Source organism: Staphylococcus sp. HMSC65H10 (assembly GCF_001839185.1).
GTDB classification, from domain to species: Bacteria; Bacillota; Bacilli; order Staphylococcales; family Staphylococcaceae; genus Staphylococcus; species Staphylococcus simulans.
The window spans coordinates 28,433-44,661 of record NZ_KV840428.1; the positions used below are offsets into that span (position 1 = coordinate 28,433).

Below are 16,229 nucleotides of genomic sequence, written 5' to 3' on the forward strand. Positions count from 1 at the left end.
AGGCTGAGGTTTTGCCATTAAACTACACCCGCATTAACGATTATGGGGCGGCTGATGGGAATCGAACCCACGAATGTCGGAACCACAATCCGATGTGTTAACCACTTCACCACAACCGCCAGACAAATAATAAAAATAAGAATGGTTCAGGACAGAGTCGAACTGCCGACACATGGAGCTTCAATCCATTGCTCTACCAACTGAGCTACTGAACCTTAATTAATAATGGCGGTCCCGACGGGAATCGAACCCGCGATCTCCTGCGTGACAGGCAGGCGTGTTAACCGCTACACTACGGGACCCCTTGAAAAAAGATATGTATTGCGGGAGGCGGATTTGAACCACCGACCTTCGGGTTATGAGCCCGACGAGCTACCGAACTGCTCCATCCCGCGGTAATATTATTAATCTTGCGACTTACCTATTCATCATATCACAATTTGTTAACCAATGTCAAACCTTTTTTAACAATTTGTGAATTTTATTTTCAAAACGTTAAAGTTGTTTTGAATTTGTTATCTCTTTTTTCAAGACAATACCTAGTATATCGACTTCCCTATCTTGCGTCAACCAGTTTTCGTTAGAAATAAGTGTAATAAATATATAATTGTTATAAATTTTTATATTTAGAGTGCAAATGGTCTCTTTTTATTTACAAACCAGTGATGCTTAAGCTTTCCTTTTGTAAATTTCTTTAAGGTTACAGTAGATATTGCGTTATTTTATATCCCCTCTTAATAAAAATTCAGCAACTTAAAACGCGAATCATGCTTCAAGTTTTAAGTTACTGATTATTAATTTTATATTTAAACCATTTCTTCGCTTTCTGCGAGAAAGCCATTTCGATTCAAATCATCTATCGCATTATCTAAGATCTTTTCAGTGTCTGCAGATAATGTATGCAGATGAATACCATCTGTTAATTTCGCTAACATTGTCCCTTTAAAGCGTGTCATTTCTTCTACAAACGCTTGAATATCTTCTTCAGTTTCAATCATCAATTCAGCACGGATACTGCCATATACGGGATGCTCAACAGAAACATCATCAATCATTGCGCCATTTTCAACGATAAGTTTCAATTCTTCTTCCATCTCATCATAGTCATGTTGGCACATTACCACACGTTTACAGCTTTTTCCTTGAGGTTCAATGTCCATAAAGTAACCTTTGCTTGTTGAACTGATCGCATATTCTTTCGTTTTTAAGTGTGAGATATCTTTCACGATAATTTGTCGCGAGACACCAAAACGTTCACTCAGTTCTGAACCTTTAATGGGTCGTGTCGAACTTTGTAAGAGTTCAACGATTTCAGTTCGTCGCTGATCCGCTTGACTCATGGGCAGCCACTCCTTCTAATATCTTATCTATTTCATTAAAACATGTGTCAATTTCACCTAATGTTGAATTGCTTGAAAATGAAATACGTACATATTGATCCGCTTCATGTTCTGTTTGTTTAATCTTCTCAATTAAACCCTCACTCAATAATAAACCATGACCGCATGCTGTACCAGTTGAGATACATATATTACGGCTAGATAAAGATTGCATAATATATTGACCTTCAAATTGCGGTGTTAACAATCCAATAATATGAGGTGCTTGTTTATCACTTCTTAACACACTAAAACCAGATGCTAAAGCACGTTCAGTCGCATATTGATGGAGCTTTGTTAAATGTTCATAACCCGCATCTAATGATAAAGCTCTTGTCATTGCTAAGATGCCAGGCACATCTAACGTACCATTACGTGTACCTTCTTCATGGAAGTAATGTATATTTGTAGGTCGCACTGACTTGTGTTCAATCAACAATGCCCCTACACCTTTAGTACCTTTAAATTTATGTCCAGAGAACGCATATGAAGTAAAAGCTTGAATCGCTTTATCTTCAATCTTTTGTACAGCTTGGACACCATCCACATGAAATGGAATATTGTATGCTTGTGCGAATTCAGCAATTTCATGCACTGGTAGAATATAACCAATTTCAGAATTCACATGTTGTGCAATAATCAATACTGTCTCATTATCTACTAGTGCTTCTAAAGCTGCTAAGTCGATTGCACCTTCGTTTGTTAAAGGCATTTCTACGATTTCAAATTGTTTTTTATATGGTTCTAATGCTGCATAAATAGAAGGATGCTCATAAGGCGAAACTAAAACCTTTCCTTCTTGTGCTTGTGATAAATAAATATCAATTGCGATTTGGTTTGCATGTGATCCACTTGTTGAAAATAAAACTTCTTTATCCGTATTGAAATGTTTTTGAATATAGTGTCGGCTAGAATTCAAAGCTTCTCTTGCCATTTCTCCACCGACATGTAAACTCTCACTATTAAAAAACAACGTTTGTTGTGCTTCATTATATATTGCCAGCGCTTCTTTTGATGGTTTTGTTGTCGCTGCATTATCTAAATAAATCATATCTTTTCTCCCCCACTTGCAATTATCTTACTTTTATGACAAAATCATTGCATACATATATGTTAACATAATTGTATATATTAATGTAAATAGAGGTGTAAACATGAAACGTGTCATTGTCGTTGGGAGCGGAATTGCTGCACTCTCGTTTGTTCGTCAATTACAAGATGATATCGAAGTGATTTGTATCACTAAGGACAAGCTTGCTGAAAACAACAGTAATTTTGCCCAAGGTGGCATATGTTTTTCAAAAAGAGAAGAAGATGAAGCAATCAGCCATAGCCAAGATACTTATGAAGCCGGAGCTGAAATGGGAGATTTTAATGTAATCCAAGAAGTCATTACGAAAAGCTATCCTTTGATTCAAGCACTCGTAGATGAAGGTGTCCCATTCGATTCAAACCCAGTCACACATCATTTAGATTACGCAATGGAAGGCGCACACTCAGCTGCAAGAATTTTGCATGCTGGCGGTGATCAAACTGGTAAGTATATCGCACAACATATGGTAGAACATCTTTCTCATCCACACTTATCCATAATGGAATCAACAGAAGTCATTGATTTAATTTATAACCATGAACATCAAGTCTGTGGCGTACTTGTTTTAGATAGTACCGACGAACAACAAATCATTGAAGCAGATAGTGTCGTGTTCGCAACAGGAGGTATTAACAACCTCTTCCCTACTAACTCTAATATACCACATACCATTGCATCAGGATGTGTGGTCGCATTACGTCATGACATCGCTTTAGAAAGTATGGAAATGATTCAATTCCACCCTACTTTATTAGGTGAACCTGAACATGCCTATAGTTTAGTGTCTGAAGCTGTTAGAGGTGACGGTGGTGTGCTAGTCAATGAACAAGACATTCCGTTTATGGATAAAATACATCCGATGAAAAGCTTGGCTCCACGTGATGTGACTAGTCGTGCAATCTATCATCAACAACAAGAAGGTCACCAAGTCTTTTTAGATATTAGTGCGATTTCGAATTTTGCAGAGCGTTTCCCTACTATTTACAAAGCTGTTCAAGCACATTATCCTGAAGCGATTGCCAAACAACGCATTCCTGTTACACCAGGTGCACACTATACCGTCGGCGGCATTAAATCAGAGATTGATGGTACAACAAGTCTTGAAGGCGTGTATGCGATTGGAGAAGCGGCTTGTACAAACTTTCATGGTGCCAACCGCTTAGCCAGTAATTCATTATTAGAAGGTTTAGTTATGGGTGCTTTATGTGCCGAGAAGTTAAATCAAACTTTACAACCTGTCAGTCATAGTCATTTTAATCCAGTATTTAAAATACCTTCTATCTCAGCTGATAGAGCTGCACAATTACAACAAAAAAGTTTTGACATTTTAGGTGTGGAACGTAAAGGAATCAAAATGCAAAACTATTTGAAAGAAATTGAACAGACATTATTCGAAACATCTGAAACAGAATATGTCGATAAAGCAAAATGGCAACGTTATTGTACTGTCAAATTACTACAAATCGTCTGTACAGCAGCGCTAGCTCGTCAAGAATCAAGAGGCGTACATTACAGACTTGATTATCCACATCAAGATAAGCAATTACAATTTGAACTTATTGAAATCAATTCAGGAGGCATGGAACATGTTAAATCCACTACTCGTCAGAGAGAAAATCACTCAATATTACATTGAAGATAATCAATATGGTGATTTAGCAACACACATCTTTGATCAGACACAACAAGGTACAATGTACTTAAAATCAAAAGATAACGGTATCTTTTGCGGCGAAACTATTATCAAAGAAGGATTCAAGTTATTAAAGAGTCACATCGATATCGACCAAAAAATCAAAGATGGTGAGACAGTCAAACCTGGTGATATCATCGCTGAAATTACAGGTCCTGTTTACGTATTACTTACTATGGAACGTATTGTTCTGAACTTAATTCAACGTATGTCAGGTATTGCCACACAAACACATCGTATCGCAGAAAAAATTGCGCATACTTCTACGCGCATTGTTGATACAAGAAAAACAACACCAGGCTTAGGTATCTTTGAGAAATTTGCGGTGACTGTTGGAGGTGGTTTGAACCATCGTCGTTCTTTAAATGATGGATTGATGTTGAAAGATAACCATATCGCTTTCTCTGAATCAATGGAAATTGCGATTCAAAACGCTAAAAAAGTTGTAGGTCCAATGGATAAAATTGAAGTAGAAATTGAAAATGAAGAGATGCTTAACACAGCAATCAATCAAGATGTAGACATCATTATGTTTGATAACCAAACACCAGAATGGATTGCTGAACATCTTAAAGCAGTTCCTCAACATATTCAAACTGAAGCTTCTGGTAATATTAACGAAACAAATGTCGTTGCGTACGCTGAAACTGGCGTAGATTTCATTTCAATGGGTGCTCTATTTTATGCGCAAAACGCGCTCGATATTTCTGCAAAGGTTGTGATTTAAATGTTTAACCCAATGTTATCTGTATCAAAGGAAATTCCTGAAAAGTATCTTAAAATGTCAACTGAGGAGTTAGAACAACATATTCAATCTATTAAAGATGAATTAGGTGATCGCCTATTCATGCCGACACATCATTATCAAAAAGATGAGGTCGTTCAATTTGCCGATATTACGGGTGATTCATTAGAACTTGCTCGTATCTGTAAAGAAAATACTGCTGCTGAATACTTCGTATTTAACGGTGTACACTTTATGGCAGAAACAGCAGACATCTTAACAGACGACCACCAAGACATTTATCTACCAGATTTATCTGCTGGTTGTTCTATGGCAGACATGGCAAATATCACACAAGCTTTACATGGCTATGATGTTTTAACACAAGAATTCAACTTAGATATCTTGCCATTAACTTATGTCAATTCTACTGCAGCGATTAAAAAGTTCGTTGGCGAACACGGTGGTTCATGTGTAACTAGCGGTAACGCAAAATCAGTAGTGGATTGGGCATTGAAACAAGGTAAAGTTATTTTATTCTTACCTGACCAACACTTAGGACGTAATACAGCATATGATTTAGGCATTCCACTTGAACAAATGGCAGTATGGGATCCAATTGCTAAAGAACTTGTTTATGAAGGCAAACTTGAAGATTTACGTATTGTTTTATGGAAAGGTCATTGTTCTGTACATGAGAAATTCCATAAAGCACATATCGATTTAGCACGTGAACGTGATCCTGAAATCAATGTGATTGTACACCCTGAATGTGAATTCGAAGTGGTACAAGCTGCTGATTATGCAGGCTCAACACGCTACATTATTGAAACTATCAAAAACGCACCAAAAGGTTCTCGTTGGTTAATCGGAACTGAAATGAACTTAGTGAATCGTTTAAAAGATACTTACACAGACATCACGATTGATTCATTAAACCCATTAATGTGTTCATGTTTGACTATGAACCGTATTGACCTTCCTCACCTAGCTTGGTGTTTAGATAAAATTTTAGATGGCAACCGTGATAACATCATCAAAGTTGATGCTGAAACAGCAAAATATGCGAAAGAAAGCTTAGATCGTATGTTAAGCATTACTTAATATAAAATGAAAAGGTCTCTCTGAACGAGTAAATACGTCAGAGAGACCTTTTTTATCAATGATTTAATTAGCCATGCGTTTAATCATATTATTCTTTAATGCGAGGAAAGTATCATAACCATCCTCAGTCGTAAAATGACCCGCTTCATCAATAACCTTCATATCACCATCAAAAGCTTGAACTAAACGCTCTGTATCTTGATATGGAACATTCGAATCATCTTTAGATGCGATACCATAGAAATAGTCAATACGTGATTTTAAGTCTTCAATGTCTAATGTAACATCTGGAACATGTAAATCAGGATTTACACCTTCAGCATTCGGACCAAACCCTGCAATACTGAAGAACCCTTCAATACGAATATCTGGATGTTGTTCTAAATATTTCAGCCCCGCAAGCGTACCGAAGCCATGTGTTACGAAATATGTTTCATATTGTGAAATTTCAATCTGCTCATTCAACTGCTTTAACCATTCTTCCATATTGACTGGTAAGTCATGTTGGATATTAACGATATCTGAATGATATCCTTCTAGTCTTAATGATTGTTCTAACCATTCATACCAATTTGAGTGGGCGTCAGCACCTTGAGCATGAATTAAAACAATATTAGTCATGTTCTTCACCTCTTGCTCTTTCAAAAAGAAAATGACCTGAAATATCAGTTTAAATGTATTGAAAACCGTCTCCTATCTTCTGTGCTCATCAAAAGATATTTAGCGATTTACAATCGTCATTAAAACTTAGGTTCAGGTCATCTTTCTCTTGTTTATTTCTCATACCTATAATATAAAATCCATCATATTATCTCATCGTCTTCAATTATAAGATTAATCCTATTTGATAAAAAGGTCAATCTTTTTCATTACAATTCGACATGTCAAAACATTTATTGTACAACTTCTGCTAAAGATTCTGCGGCATCTTTACCTTGTTGAATACAATCAGGTAAACCGACCGCTTCAAATGCTGCACCTGTAATACGTAAATGCGGATACGTATGTTTGATATGATCTTGAATACGTCGCACTTGTTGAATATGACCTACATGATACTGTGGCATGCTTTTTGGCATACGATGAACGATTGAAAATTCCGGATCGCCTTTAATATCCATCATTTGACTTAAATCACGACGTACTGTCGCAACAATCTGTTCATCATCCATTTCTTCTAAAATGTTATCACCAGGTTTTCCGACATAAGCACGTAACAAGACTTTACCTTCTGGTGTTGTAAACGGCCATTTTTTGCTGGTCCATGTACAAGCGGTAATACGAGTATTAGAAGTTCTCGCAATCACAAAGCCAGTACCATCATACGTATTGACCACATCTTTTTCATCAAATGCTAAAACAACCGTCGCTACAGAAGTACTTTCCATTGTTTTAAAGTAATCTAATGCTGGATCTTCTGAGAACCATTGCATAAATGTTTGATGTGGTACTGTTACTAAAACGCCGTCATAAAAGTGTTTTTCGCCGTTATAAACAACATTATATCCTTTTTGGAAACCAATGATATCTTCTACTTTGGTTTGATATTGAATTGTTGTACCTTGTTCAATCACTGCATGTGTTAACGCTTCGATAAAAGAAGATAAACCATGTCTGAATTGCTTAAATTGCCCTTTAGGTGCACCAGGATACAATTGTTTTTTTCGTTGTCTTAATAACTTCTCATGGCGCATACCTTTGATTAAACTACCGAACTCTTCTTCTCTTTCTTTAAAGTTAGGAAACGTACTCATTAAGCTTAATTTATCGATATCCGTACCATAAATACCACCCATTAAAGGTTCAATCAGATTTTCCAATACTTCATCGCCTAAACGTTGTCTGAAGAAATCTCCTACAGAAATATCTCCATCCATTTCAATAGGTTTCTTAGTTAAATCCATAGCGGCACGTAATTTACCTTTTAATGAGATTAATTGTGTTGTCATAAAAGGTTTTAAATCTGTCGGTATACCCATGATAGAACCACCAGGTATCGGATATAAACGGTTACGTGCATAGATATAAGATTGTCCTGTTTGGTTGGTAATTAATTCATCACCTAAGCCCACTTCTGTCGCAAGATCAGTCATAATTGTTTTGCGACCCAAATAAGATTCTGGACCTAATTCAATCGTGAAACCATCTTTACGATACGTTTGAATTTTACCACCCGTACGATTTGTGGCTTCAATTATTGTGACATCATATTCAGGATGTTCTTTTTTTAAATAATATGCTGCGGAAAGCCCTGTAATCCCTCCGCCGATGACTGCGATGTTCTTACTCATTTGCATCCTCTTCTTTCGTTGTTAAAACATAATAAACTTCATCTGCCATAGCACCGATAAAGAGCGGATGTGTATTTGGCATCGGTGGACGATGATAAGTTGCGCCTACTTCGTCACATACCACTTTACATTCATAATCATTATCATAAAGGACTTCTAAATGATCACAAACAAAACCAACTGGCGTATAAATAAAATGTTCATAGCCATATTCAGCTTTTAAACTTCTTGTTAAATCTTGTACATCCGGTCCGAGCCATGGTGTGCCTGTATTACCTTCAGACTGCCATCCTCTTGCTGTGTGTTGAATATTTGATAGTTCTTCTAATAATCTTGTGTTGTCTTTTAATTGCTCTGGATATGGATCATTGGATTCTAATATCATCTTCTCAGGTAAACTGTGTGCTGAAACAACCAAAACAGTACGATCATGTTCTGCTTCAGGTATGTCTGAAAGTGTTTGATTAATTTGTTTCACCCAGTATTGAATAAATTTTGGTTGTTGATAGAAGCTGTTCACATGCGTCAATTTAATACCATGTGTTTGTGCCGCTTTCGCTGCACGTTTGTTATATGAACCTACAGAGAAATTAGAGAAATGCGGCGCTAAGACAATCGTAATCGCTTCTGTAATACCATCTTGATGCATACGTTCAACTGCATCTTCAATAAATGGATGAATATGTTTTAAACCGACATAGACTTTAAACTCAATATCTTGTTCTTCATACATTAAGTTCAATCTATCTTTTAATGCCTCCGCTTGTTCATCTGTAATTCTAGCTAATGGAGACATCCCACCTATAAATTCATAGCGATCTTTTAAATTTTGAACTTCTTCTGGTGTCGGTTTTTTACCGTGACGAATATCTGTGTAGTACGGCTCTATATCACTTTCTTGATAAGGCGTACCATACGCCATCACGAGTAGTCCAATAGTTCGAGTCATATTAAACCCTTCCTTTACCGTTCATTTTACATTTAAATTATTTTCGTTTTGTATATTCATGGACATAATCAGCAATTTTCTTCAACGTTTCTGGTTTCACTTCTGGGAATACCCCGTGTCCTAAGTTGAAAATGTGTTTGCCGTAAGCCATTCCTTGATCTAAGATTTCATCTAAGCGCGGTTGAATCACTTCCCATGGTGCCAATAACAATGAAGGATCTAAGTTGCCTTGAATTGTTTTTGTAACCCCTGCATCAGCAGTATCTTTGATTGTTGTACGCCAATCAATACCTAATACATCAATCGGAAGTGAATTCCATTCTTCAATTAAATGTGTAGCATTCACACCGAATAAGATAACCGGCACATCATGTTCTGCTTTAATCCCTTTAATTAAGCGTTCCATATGCGGCTTAATGTAATATCTGAAATCAGGGGCATTTAATGCGCCAATCCACGAATCAAAGATTTGAATCAACTCTGCACCCGCTTCGATTTGTGCATTCGCATACGTGATAGACATATCTACTAAATGATTCATTAACGCAAACCATGTTGCCTCATCACGATACATCATAGCTTTAGTGAAGTGATAATTTTTAGAAGGTCCACCTTCAATCATATAACTTGCTAAAGTAAATGGTGCGCCGACAAAACCAATTAAAGGCACATTCAATTTTTCTTCCGTCAAGAGCTTAATCGTATCTAACACGTAAGGTACATCGCGTTTTGGATCAATTTGTCCTAGCTTTTCTACATCTTGAATCGTTTTGATTGTATTCTCAATCACAGGACCGATACCAGATTTAATCTCTACATCTACACCAATCGGTTTTAATGGTGTCATGATATCTTTATATAAAATTGCTGCGTCAGTTTGATAGTGATCTACTGGTAAATGTGTAACATAAGCACACAATTCAGGTTGGTGTGTAATTTCAAATAACGAATATTTCTCTTTTAAGGCACGATATTCAGGTTGAGAACGACCTGCTTGTCGCATAAACCATAATGGAGTGTGTTCAACCTCTTCTCCCTTAATCATCTTTAAAATTGTATTATTTTTTTGATGCACCACAGTATCCTCCCAAAATTATAATCATTCTAATCTATTCTAGCATATCCGTAGAATACACGTATTTTGTTGGATGTAAATGTCATAAAAAAGACATAGCAAATCACAATCGTGTAAACTTTTTCTACGCGCTTACCTTCTTTAGTTGCAACATATTACATTATGACATAATTTGTTAAAATCCTCATTGGTTCCGTTTTCAAAATCTGAAACATTTTCATCATTTCTATATCAAATTGCCCTACTAATACTATATAATGAGACTACTAGTATTTTTAATTGCTAGAAATTTATTTTTATTCTTTGTAGAATAATACAAAAAAGGAGGAACGTGCCATGAAATTATATGCATCCTATGGTACATTCGGATACCTTAACCAAATTCGATTAAACAACCCAGAGCATAACTTATTTTTTTTCTCAACAAATGATTCATCAGTAATTTTTGAAGAAACTGAACAACCAACTGCTTTAAAAGAACCACTTAAATATGAAGTACTTTCAAGCATTAATGAACTTGAAGAAGAATGTTTCTATGCAGTTGTCTTTATCCCAACTTCAGAAAATCATATGTATCAATTAGAAAAACGTTTAACATCATTATCTTTAAACTTGGATAAATTCCCTGGATTCAAATGTTACCGTTTCTTAAAACCAATTAAAGGAACAACTTACAAAATCTACTTTGGTTTTGCTGAGCGTAGTAACTTTGAAGATTTCAAATCTTCTCAAGTTTATCAAGATAACTTCTCTAAAACAGCGTTATCTCAATTCTTCGGTTCTAGCGGCCAACATTCAAGTTATTTTGAACGTTTCCTCTATCCGGTGGATAAAGATTAAGCAAAAGTATCTAAAAAACAAAACAACGTCCATTAGCTTAAATTGCTAATGAGACGTTGTTTTTATATATTTAGAATTAGTCTTTTAATAAGGCTTCTTGGTATTTCAATTTCTTGATAATATTTCTGATTGTCAACCAACCCACCACAAAGAATACTAATGCCATATAAAATTGTGGCGGGAAAAGGATAGCGTATGTTAACGCTAATATTACACCGATACCAAACATAATATGATATAGAAACTGACCATAGCCTTGAATTACTCTTTCTTCAGGTACAGGCCAAACTTGCGGCCATAACCCATAAGCTTGTTGTGTGTAGAACTGTGCTGTTTGCAGTAAAATTATATACATAAACAGTCCGCCTACAATTAATGAAATCCATTGATTCGAAAGCCAAATCATTAACACAAGTGCAATAATAACTAATCGTAAAATGATATTGAATGCATCTTTACCTCTTAAGAAGCTACGTTTAAATAGAAATAAATACATATGCTTTGCGTTATATTGATTTGAACGCGGTCTCGGCAATAAGAAATCCAAATAACGACGACGTACTGCCGCTGAGCGCAAGTGTTTTACATCAGTGAACATATTGACGAATTTATAGTAATTCATGTGATGTTGCTGTTCAATTGCAATCAGCGCTTCCCATGGCAATAAACGTTTTGCATTACTTTTCTTTAGAACAATAATCCATGCGATAAATACAATAACAAGCAATAAACCAAACCATTGATGTGCACCTAAAATTAAAACGTATGTGATTGTAAAGAGCAGCCATTGCAGGACTTGCATAATCCATAAAGGTCTTTTTGCCTGCATCCACTCTAATTTGGCAATTAAGCCGAGATATGGATAAATTAAAGCGGCAACCGCAAATAATGCGTAGTAAAGCAGATTGCCCGCTTCAAGTCGACTGAATAATGGAAAGAGTACAATTAATACAACCACTTGCAAAGCTATTCTATTTAAATAACTATAAAGAATACTATAGTTCAAGTAGCTGCGCATATGCCGTTCAAATGGTAATAGGAACAAACGATCCGCCTCTTTAAACAAAGTGCGTAAAGGAAAGATCGAAATTACAGCAACAGCGATACTTGCTAATATTGCATATGGTATGCCAGATGGAATATGTTTAAGCCAGTTACCGTAGCCTAATATAAACGCACCGAATAAAATCAATAGAAATACTGAAAAGTGCCCATTAAAAATAAATTTATTATAGTAGGCTTTTTCTTTACTGATTGCTGTTCTTCTTTGGTTAAATAATTCTATGGCGCGATGGTCTGTCATACGTTTTGACCACCTTGCGTCACATGAATATAAATTTCATCTAATGTTTTATCATGTAAACCTGTTTGTGCTCTAAGTTCATCTAAATTACCAAAAGCAACAATACGTCCTTCATCAAGGATGATGAAGCGATCACAATAACGCTCAGCTGTTGCTAATATATGTGTACTCATCAACACAGTACGCCCTTCATTCTTCTTCTCTACCATTAAATCCAACATGGATTGTATACCTAATGGATCTAAACCAAGAAATGGCTCGTCAATGATATAAAGTTCAGGGTTGACGATAAAGGCGCAAATTATCATGACCTTCTGTTTCATCCCTTTAGAAAAATGACTTGGAAAAACTTGGAGTTCTTTTTCTAAACGAAATGTTTTTAATAACGGCATGGCACGATCCATTGCAGTTTGTTTATCGATGCCATAAGCCATTGCAGTCATATCAATATGTTCTTGTAATGTTAATTCTTCATATATGACCGGTGCTTCAGGAATATACGATAATTTATGTCTATAGGTCTCAATATCTTCTTTGATGTTAGTACCTGAAATAGAAAGTTCACCTGCAGCAGGTGTTAACAATCCGAGCATGTGCTTGATTGTCGTACTTTTCCCTGCACCGTTAAGGCCGATCAAGCCTACAATTTCACCATTTTTTAATTCAAAACTAATATCTTGAATCACAGGTTTTTTACCATAACCACCTGTGAGATGTTCTACTTTAACAGTCATATTCATAACCTCCAACTGTTCTTTATTGTACCAAAAAGCATGTATTAACTCATAGAGAAATCATTCGTGACATGACGTTTAAAGGCGGGTAATGCTATAATGTACTTTAAGTAAACCTTTTAAGGAGTGAATTGTGATGTCAGAAACAATTTTCAGCAAAATCATTGATGGTGAAATCCCAAGTTATAAAGTTTATGAAGATGATTATGTCTATGCATTCTTAGATATTTCGCAAGTAACGAAAGGTCACACTTTGCTTGTACCTAAGAAAGCTTCACCAAACATTTTCGAAACTGATCCAGAAACAATGCAACATATCGGTGCAGCAATGCCTAAAATTGCCAACGCAATTAAAAAAGCATTTAATCCAGACGGCTTAAACATCATTCAAAACAATGGTGAATTTGCAGACCAATCTGTATTCCACTTACATTTCCACTTCTTACCAAGATACGAAAATGATGTGGATGGCTTCGGTTATAAATGGATTACACACGAAGAAGAATTAGGCGATGAAGCAAAAGCTAAAATTGCACAAGAGATTCAAACACATTTTGAATGATTACCTAATTTTCGGGTAATAACATACTATATCTAAACTCAACATCATTAAATAAGGAGACTAACCTATGAAAGTAATTCGCATTTTAGGTGGATTAGTTGCTGGTACTGCTGCTGGTCTTGCTGTAACTGCTTTTAATAAAAACAGTTCTAAAGCTGGCCAAACTGAATTTGACGACAGTACAAAAGCAATTAAACAACAATCATCTAATATTTCAAGCTATGTTAATCAAATCAAAGACGGTACGCAAGAAGTTAAAACTATCGTCGATGAAGTTAAAACTTTGATTAGCGACTTTATGAAAGATATTCAACCAAATATCAATCATATTCAAGAAAATATTCAAGATATCCAAAAACGCGGTGAAGTTATCGGTGAAACGGTACAAGGCATTACAAAAAGCCCTGATAAGAAAAACATCACACCGTACACACCAAAACAACAACCTGTTGGTAAAGACCAGCGTGAAACGGTACAACAAAATCAAACAGCTGCAGTGGAACCTAAAAAGAAACAAGTGGACACTGAAGCTGAATAATGAGTATTTAAGATCAGAACAACATCGTGTTGTCCTGGTCTTTTCTTTTAAATTTTAAACTTCATGAACATGCGATATTACAGCATTCTCCCCTCTTCTAAACATGCCACTTAATTAGCCTAAAATTTCCTCATAATTAATACTTGACTCTTTCATTAGAAAGATAGATAATACCTAAGTATTGATAAGAACTTAGAAAAAATATCCCAAAATAAACGAAAAAACAAATAAATAATGCGAGGAGGTATCGTGATGTTTTTATGCTCACGTCAAATTGACATTAATACAAGATTTGGCTTACCCCGTATCTTTTTTATTGCTGTTGTCACAACTATTATCACATTTTTAATCAGCTATGAAGTATTGATATTTTTATCCAATAAAGAGATCACAGACCGGTACTTTTTCGTGTTTCTAATAGCGGTGTTATTACTTTATCCAATTCATAAACTCATTCATTTAATTGTTTTAGCACCCTACTACAAACACTTTAAAAAGAAACGTCTTACTAAGCGACCATGGATACCTTTATATAACTTATATGTCAGTACGCCAGTGAATAAATACTTATTTTGCTTATGCTTAATTGCACCAGTTATCGTGATTACTGCAGCAAGTATTTATATGGCAACATTAATGCCGCAGTACGGTCATTATTTCATGTTCCTACTGTCACTAAACGCTGGTTTCTCTGTGATGGACTTTATGTATTTAAAATTGATCTTATTCTCAAATGAAGGCAGATACATTGAAGAACATTGCACAGGTTTTAATATCTTAAATAAATATGATATGCCGTTAGACACAAATTTTAATTAATGATACAAGCAGCACCTTGAACATGTTATTTTATGTTTAAGGTGCTTTTATTTATCTCATTTTTAATACTTTAGTCTGAAGACAACAGTAATGAATTTGTATCAGATTCATATTATGGTATATTAACATTGTTATATTTTGAAAAAGGAGACTGCGTTATGAAATCATTAAAAAAAGTTATGATTCCAATTACAGCGAGTGCTGTGCTATTAAGTGCATGCGGGAATCATGCCACAGATTCTAAAGAAAACGTCTTAATATCTTCTAAAGCTGGAGATGTTAAAGTAGAAGATGTCATGAAAAAAATCGGTAAAGAACAAATCGCTAATAGTTCTTTTGAAATTTTGTTAGGCAAATTACTAGAGAAAAAATATGCTGACAAAGTTGATGATAAAGAAATTGATAAACAAATCAAAGATGAGCAAAAACAATATGGCGGTAAAGACCAATTTGAAAGTGCTCTAAAACAACAAGGTATGACACTAAAAGACTATAAGGAACAAAAGAAATTGCAAGCTTACCAAAAACAAATGTTAATGGATAAAGTTAAAGTTTCTGATAAAGAGCTTAAAGAAGACACTAAAAAAGCTTCTCATATCTTAATCAAAGTGAAATCTGATGATAAAGATAAAGAAGGTTTAAGTGATAAAGAAGCGAAAGCTAAAGCAGAGAAAATCCAAAAAGAAGTGAAGAAAAATCCTGATAAATTCGGAGAAATCGCTAAAAAAGAATCTATGGATGAAGCAAGTGCTAAAAAAGACGGCAGCTTAGATTATGTTATTAAAGGCCAAATGGTAAAACCATTTGATAAAGCACTATTCAAATTGAAAGATGGCGAAATCTCAGATGTCGTTAAATCAGATTATGGTTATCATATCATCAAAGCAGATCAACCAACTGATTTCTCATCAGAAAAAGATAAGTTGAAATCACAAATCATCCAAAATAAAGTTCAAAAAGATCCTAAGATTTTAGTAGAGGCTTACAAAGACTTACTAAAAGAATTTAACGTTGATTTCAAAGATAGAGATATTAAAAAAGCAGTCGAAGACTCTATCTTGAACCCTGACAAACTTAAACAACAGTCTCAAGGCGGCGAAGGTATGCAAACGCCTTAATAAGTCT

At 35.3% G+C, this 16,229-nt stretch carries 16 protein-coding genes and 4 tRNA genes; 8 read left to right on the forward strand and 12 right to left on the reverse strand.

Going from position 1 to position 16,229, the window contains the following annotated elements; translation table 11 throughout:
• Nucleotides 1–43: 43 nt before the first annotated feature.
• The 6 genes from HMPREF3270_RS13270 to HMPREF3270_RS13295 form a co-directional block, all read right to left on the reverse strand.
• Nucleotides 44–119 (reverse strand) — tRNA-His (locus HMPREF3270_RS13270).
• 23 nt (nt 120–142) lie between these two features.
• Nucleotides 143–215, reverse strand: a tRNA-Phe gene (locus tag HMPREF3270_RS13275).
• 11 nt (nt 216–226) lie between these two features.
• Nucleotides 227–302 (reverse strand) — tRNA-Asp (locus HMPREF3270_RS13280).
• Nucleotides 303–321: 19 nt separating this feature from the next.
• A tRNA-Met gene (locus HMPREF3270_RS13285) sits at nt 322–395 on the reverse strand.
• 411 nt (nt 396–806) lie between these two features.
• Nucleotides 807–1,340 carry a transcription repressor NadR gene (locus tag HMPREF3270_RS13290; protein ID WP_002481268.1) on the reverse strand — a complete coding sequence of 178 codons (534 nt, stop codon included), beginning with the start codon at nt 1,338–1,340 and terminating at the stop codon, nt 807–809.
• On the reverse strand, nt 1,312–2,430 hold the full coding sequence (locus tag HMPREF3270_RS13295) for a cysteine desulfurase family protein (protein ID WP_070848414.1): 1,119 nt from the start codon (nt 2,428–2,430) through the stop codon (nt 1,312–1,314). The genes HMPREF3270_RS13290 and HMPREF3270_RS13295 overlap by 29 nt, the downstream gene beginning before the upstream one ends.
• 103 nt (nt 2,431–2,533) lie before the next feature.
• Here HMPREF3270_RS13295 and HMPREF3270_RS13300 point away from each other — a divergent pair, with 103 nt between their 5' ends.
• The 3 genes from HMPREF3270_RS13300 to nadA are packed head-to-tail and all read left to right on the forward strand — an operon-like array spanning nt 2,534 to nt 5,993.
• Nucleotides 2,534–4,108 (forward strand): L-aspartate oxidase, encoded by a 1,575-nt coding sequence (locus HMPREF3270_RS13300; protein ID WP_070848415.1) that lies wholly within the window; start codon nt 2,534–2,536, stop codon nt 4,106–4,108.
• Entirely contained in the window at nt 4,059–4,892 is an 834-nt protein-coding gene (nadC, locus tag HMPREF3270_RS13305; protein ID WP_002481271.1) for a carboxylating nicotinate-nucleotide diphosphorylase, read from the forward strand. Before HMPREF3270_RS13300 ends, nadC begins: the two co-directional genes overlap by 50 nt.
• A complete protein-coding gene (gene nadA / locus HMPREF3270_RS13310) occupies nt 4,893–5,993 on the forward strand; it encodes a quinolinate synthase NadA (RefSeq protein WP_002481272.1) in 1,101 nt (366 codons plus the stop codon). It abuts the gene before it with no gap.
• A 63-nt stretch (nt 5,994–6,056) separates the two neighbouring features.
• Here nadA and HMPREF3270_RS13315 read toward each other — a convergent pair whose 3' ends face one another.
• The 4 genes from HMPREF3270_RS13315 to hemE form a co-directional block, all read right to left on the reverse strand.
• A complete protein-coding gene (locus HMPREF3270_RS13315) occupies nt 6,057–6,614 on the reverse strand; it encodes an RBBP9/YdeN family alpha/beta hydrolase (RefSeq protein WP_060804845.1) in 558 nt (185 codons plus the stop codon).
• A gap of 272 nt (nt 6,615–6,886) precedes the next feature.
• Complete coding sequence (hemY, locus tag HMPREF3270_RS13320; RefSeq protein WP_002481274.1) at nt 6,887–8,284, reverse strand: protoporphyrinogen oxidase; 1,398 nt, start codon at nt 8,282–8,284, stop codon at nt 6,887–6,889.
• Nucleotides 8,277–9,233 carry a ferrochelatase gene (gene hemH / locus HMPREF3270_RS13325; protein WP_002481275.1) on the reverse strand — a complete coding sequence of 319 codons (957 nt, stop codon included), beginning with the start codon at nt 9,231–9,233 and terminating at the stop codon, nt 8,277–8,279. The genes hemY and hemH overlap by 8 nt, the downstream gene beginning before the upstream one ends.
• Nucleotides 9,234–9,270: 37 nt before the next feature.
• Nucleotides 9,271–10,311 carry a uroporphyrinogen decarboxylase gene (gene hemE / locus HMPREF3270_RS13330; protein ID WP_105966662.1) on the reverse strand — a complete coding sequence of 347 codons (1,041 nt, stop codon included), beginning with the start codon at nt 10,309–10,311 and terminating at the stop codon, nt 9,271–9,273.
• A 333-nt stretch (nt 10,312–10,644) separates the two neighbouring features.
• On the opposite strand from hemE, the gene HMPREF3270_RS13335 reads away from it, so the two are divergent.
• Nucleotides 10,645–11,148 carry a signal transduction protein TRAP gene (locus HMPREF3270_RS13335; RefSeq protein WP_070867277.1) on the forward strand — a complete coding sequence of 168 codons (504 nt, stop codon included), beginning with the start codon at nt 10,645–10,647 and terminating at the stop codon, nt 11,146–11,148.
• Nucleotides 11,149–11,224: 76 nt separating this feature from the next.
• Here the strand turns inward: HMPREF3270_RS13335 and HMPREF3270_RS13340 are convergent, their stop codons facing one another.
• Nucleotides 11,225–12,451, reverse strand: coding sequence for an ABC transporter permease EcsB (locus HMPREF3270_RS13340; RefSeq protein ID WP_070848418.1), 1,227 nt, complete (start codon nt 12,449–12,451; stop codon nt 11,225–11,227).
• Entirely contained in the window at nt 12,448–13,185 is a 738-nt protein-coding gene (locus HMPREF3270_RS13345) for an ABC transporter ATP-binding protein EcsA (RefSeq protein ID WP_023016252.1), read from the reverse strand. Before HMPREF3270_RS13345 ends, HMPREF3270_RS13340 begins: the two co-directional genes overlap by 4 nt.
• A 136-nt stretch (nt 13,186–13,321) precedes the next feature.
• Here HMPREF3270_RS13345 and HMPREF3270_RS13350 point away from each other — a divergent pair, with 136 nt between their 5' ends.
• From HMPREF3270_RS13350 to HMPREF3270_RS13365, 4 genes are all read left to right on the forward strand, one after another.
• Entirely contained in the window at nt 13,322–13,747 is a 426-nt protein-coding gene (locus HMPREF3270_RS13350; RefSeq protein ID WP_070867278.1) for an HIT family protein, read from the forward strand.
• 67 nt (nt 13,748–13,814) lie between these two features.
• The gene (locus HMPREF3270_RS13355) at nt 13,815–14,285 is read left to right on the forward strand and encodes a YtxH domain-containing protein (protein WP_002481281.1); all 471 of its coding nucleotides are present in this window, start codon (nt 13,815–13,817) and stop codon (nt 14,283–14,285) included.
• Nucleotides 14,286–14,537: 252 nt separating this feature from the next.
• Nucleotides 14,538–15,104: a DUF3267 domain-containing protein gene (locus tag HMPREF3270_RS13360; protein WP_070848420.1), complete on the forward strand. Its 567-nt coding sequence runs from the start codon at nt 14,538–14,540 to the stop codon at nt 15,102–15,104.
• A 158-nt stretch (nt 15,105–15,262) separates the two neighbouring features.
• A complete protein-coding gene (locus HMPREF3270_RS13365; protein ID WP_002481283.1) occupies nt 15,263–16,222 on the forward strand; it encodes a peptidylprolyl isomerase PrsA in 960 nt (319 codons plus the stop codon).
• Nucleotides 16,223–16,229 lie beyond the last annotated feature (7 nt).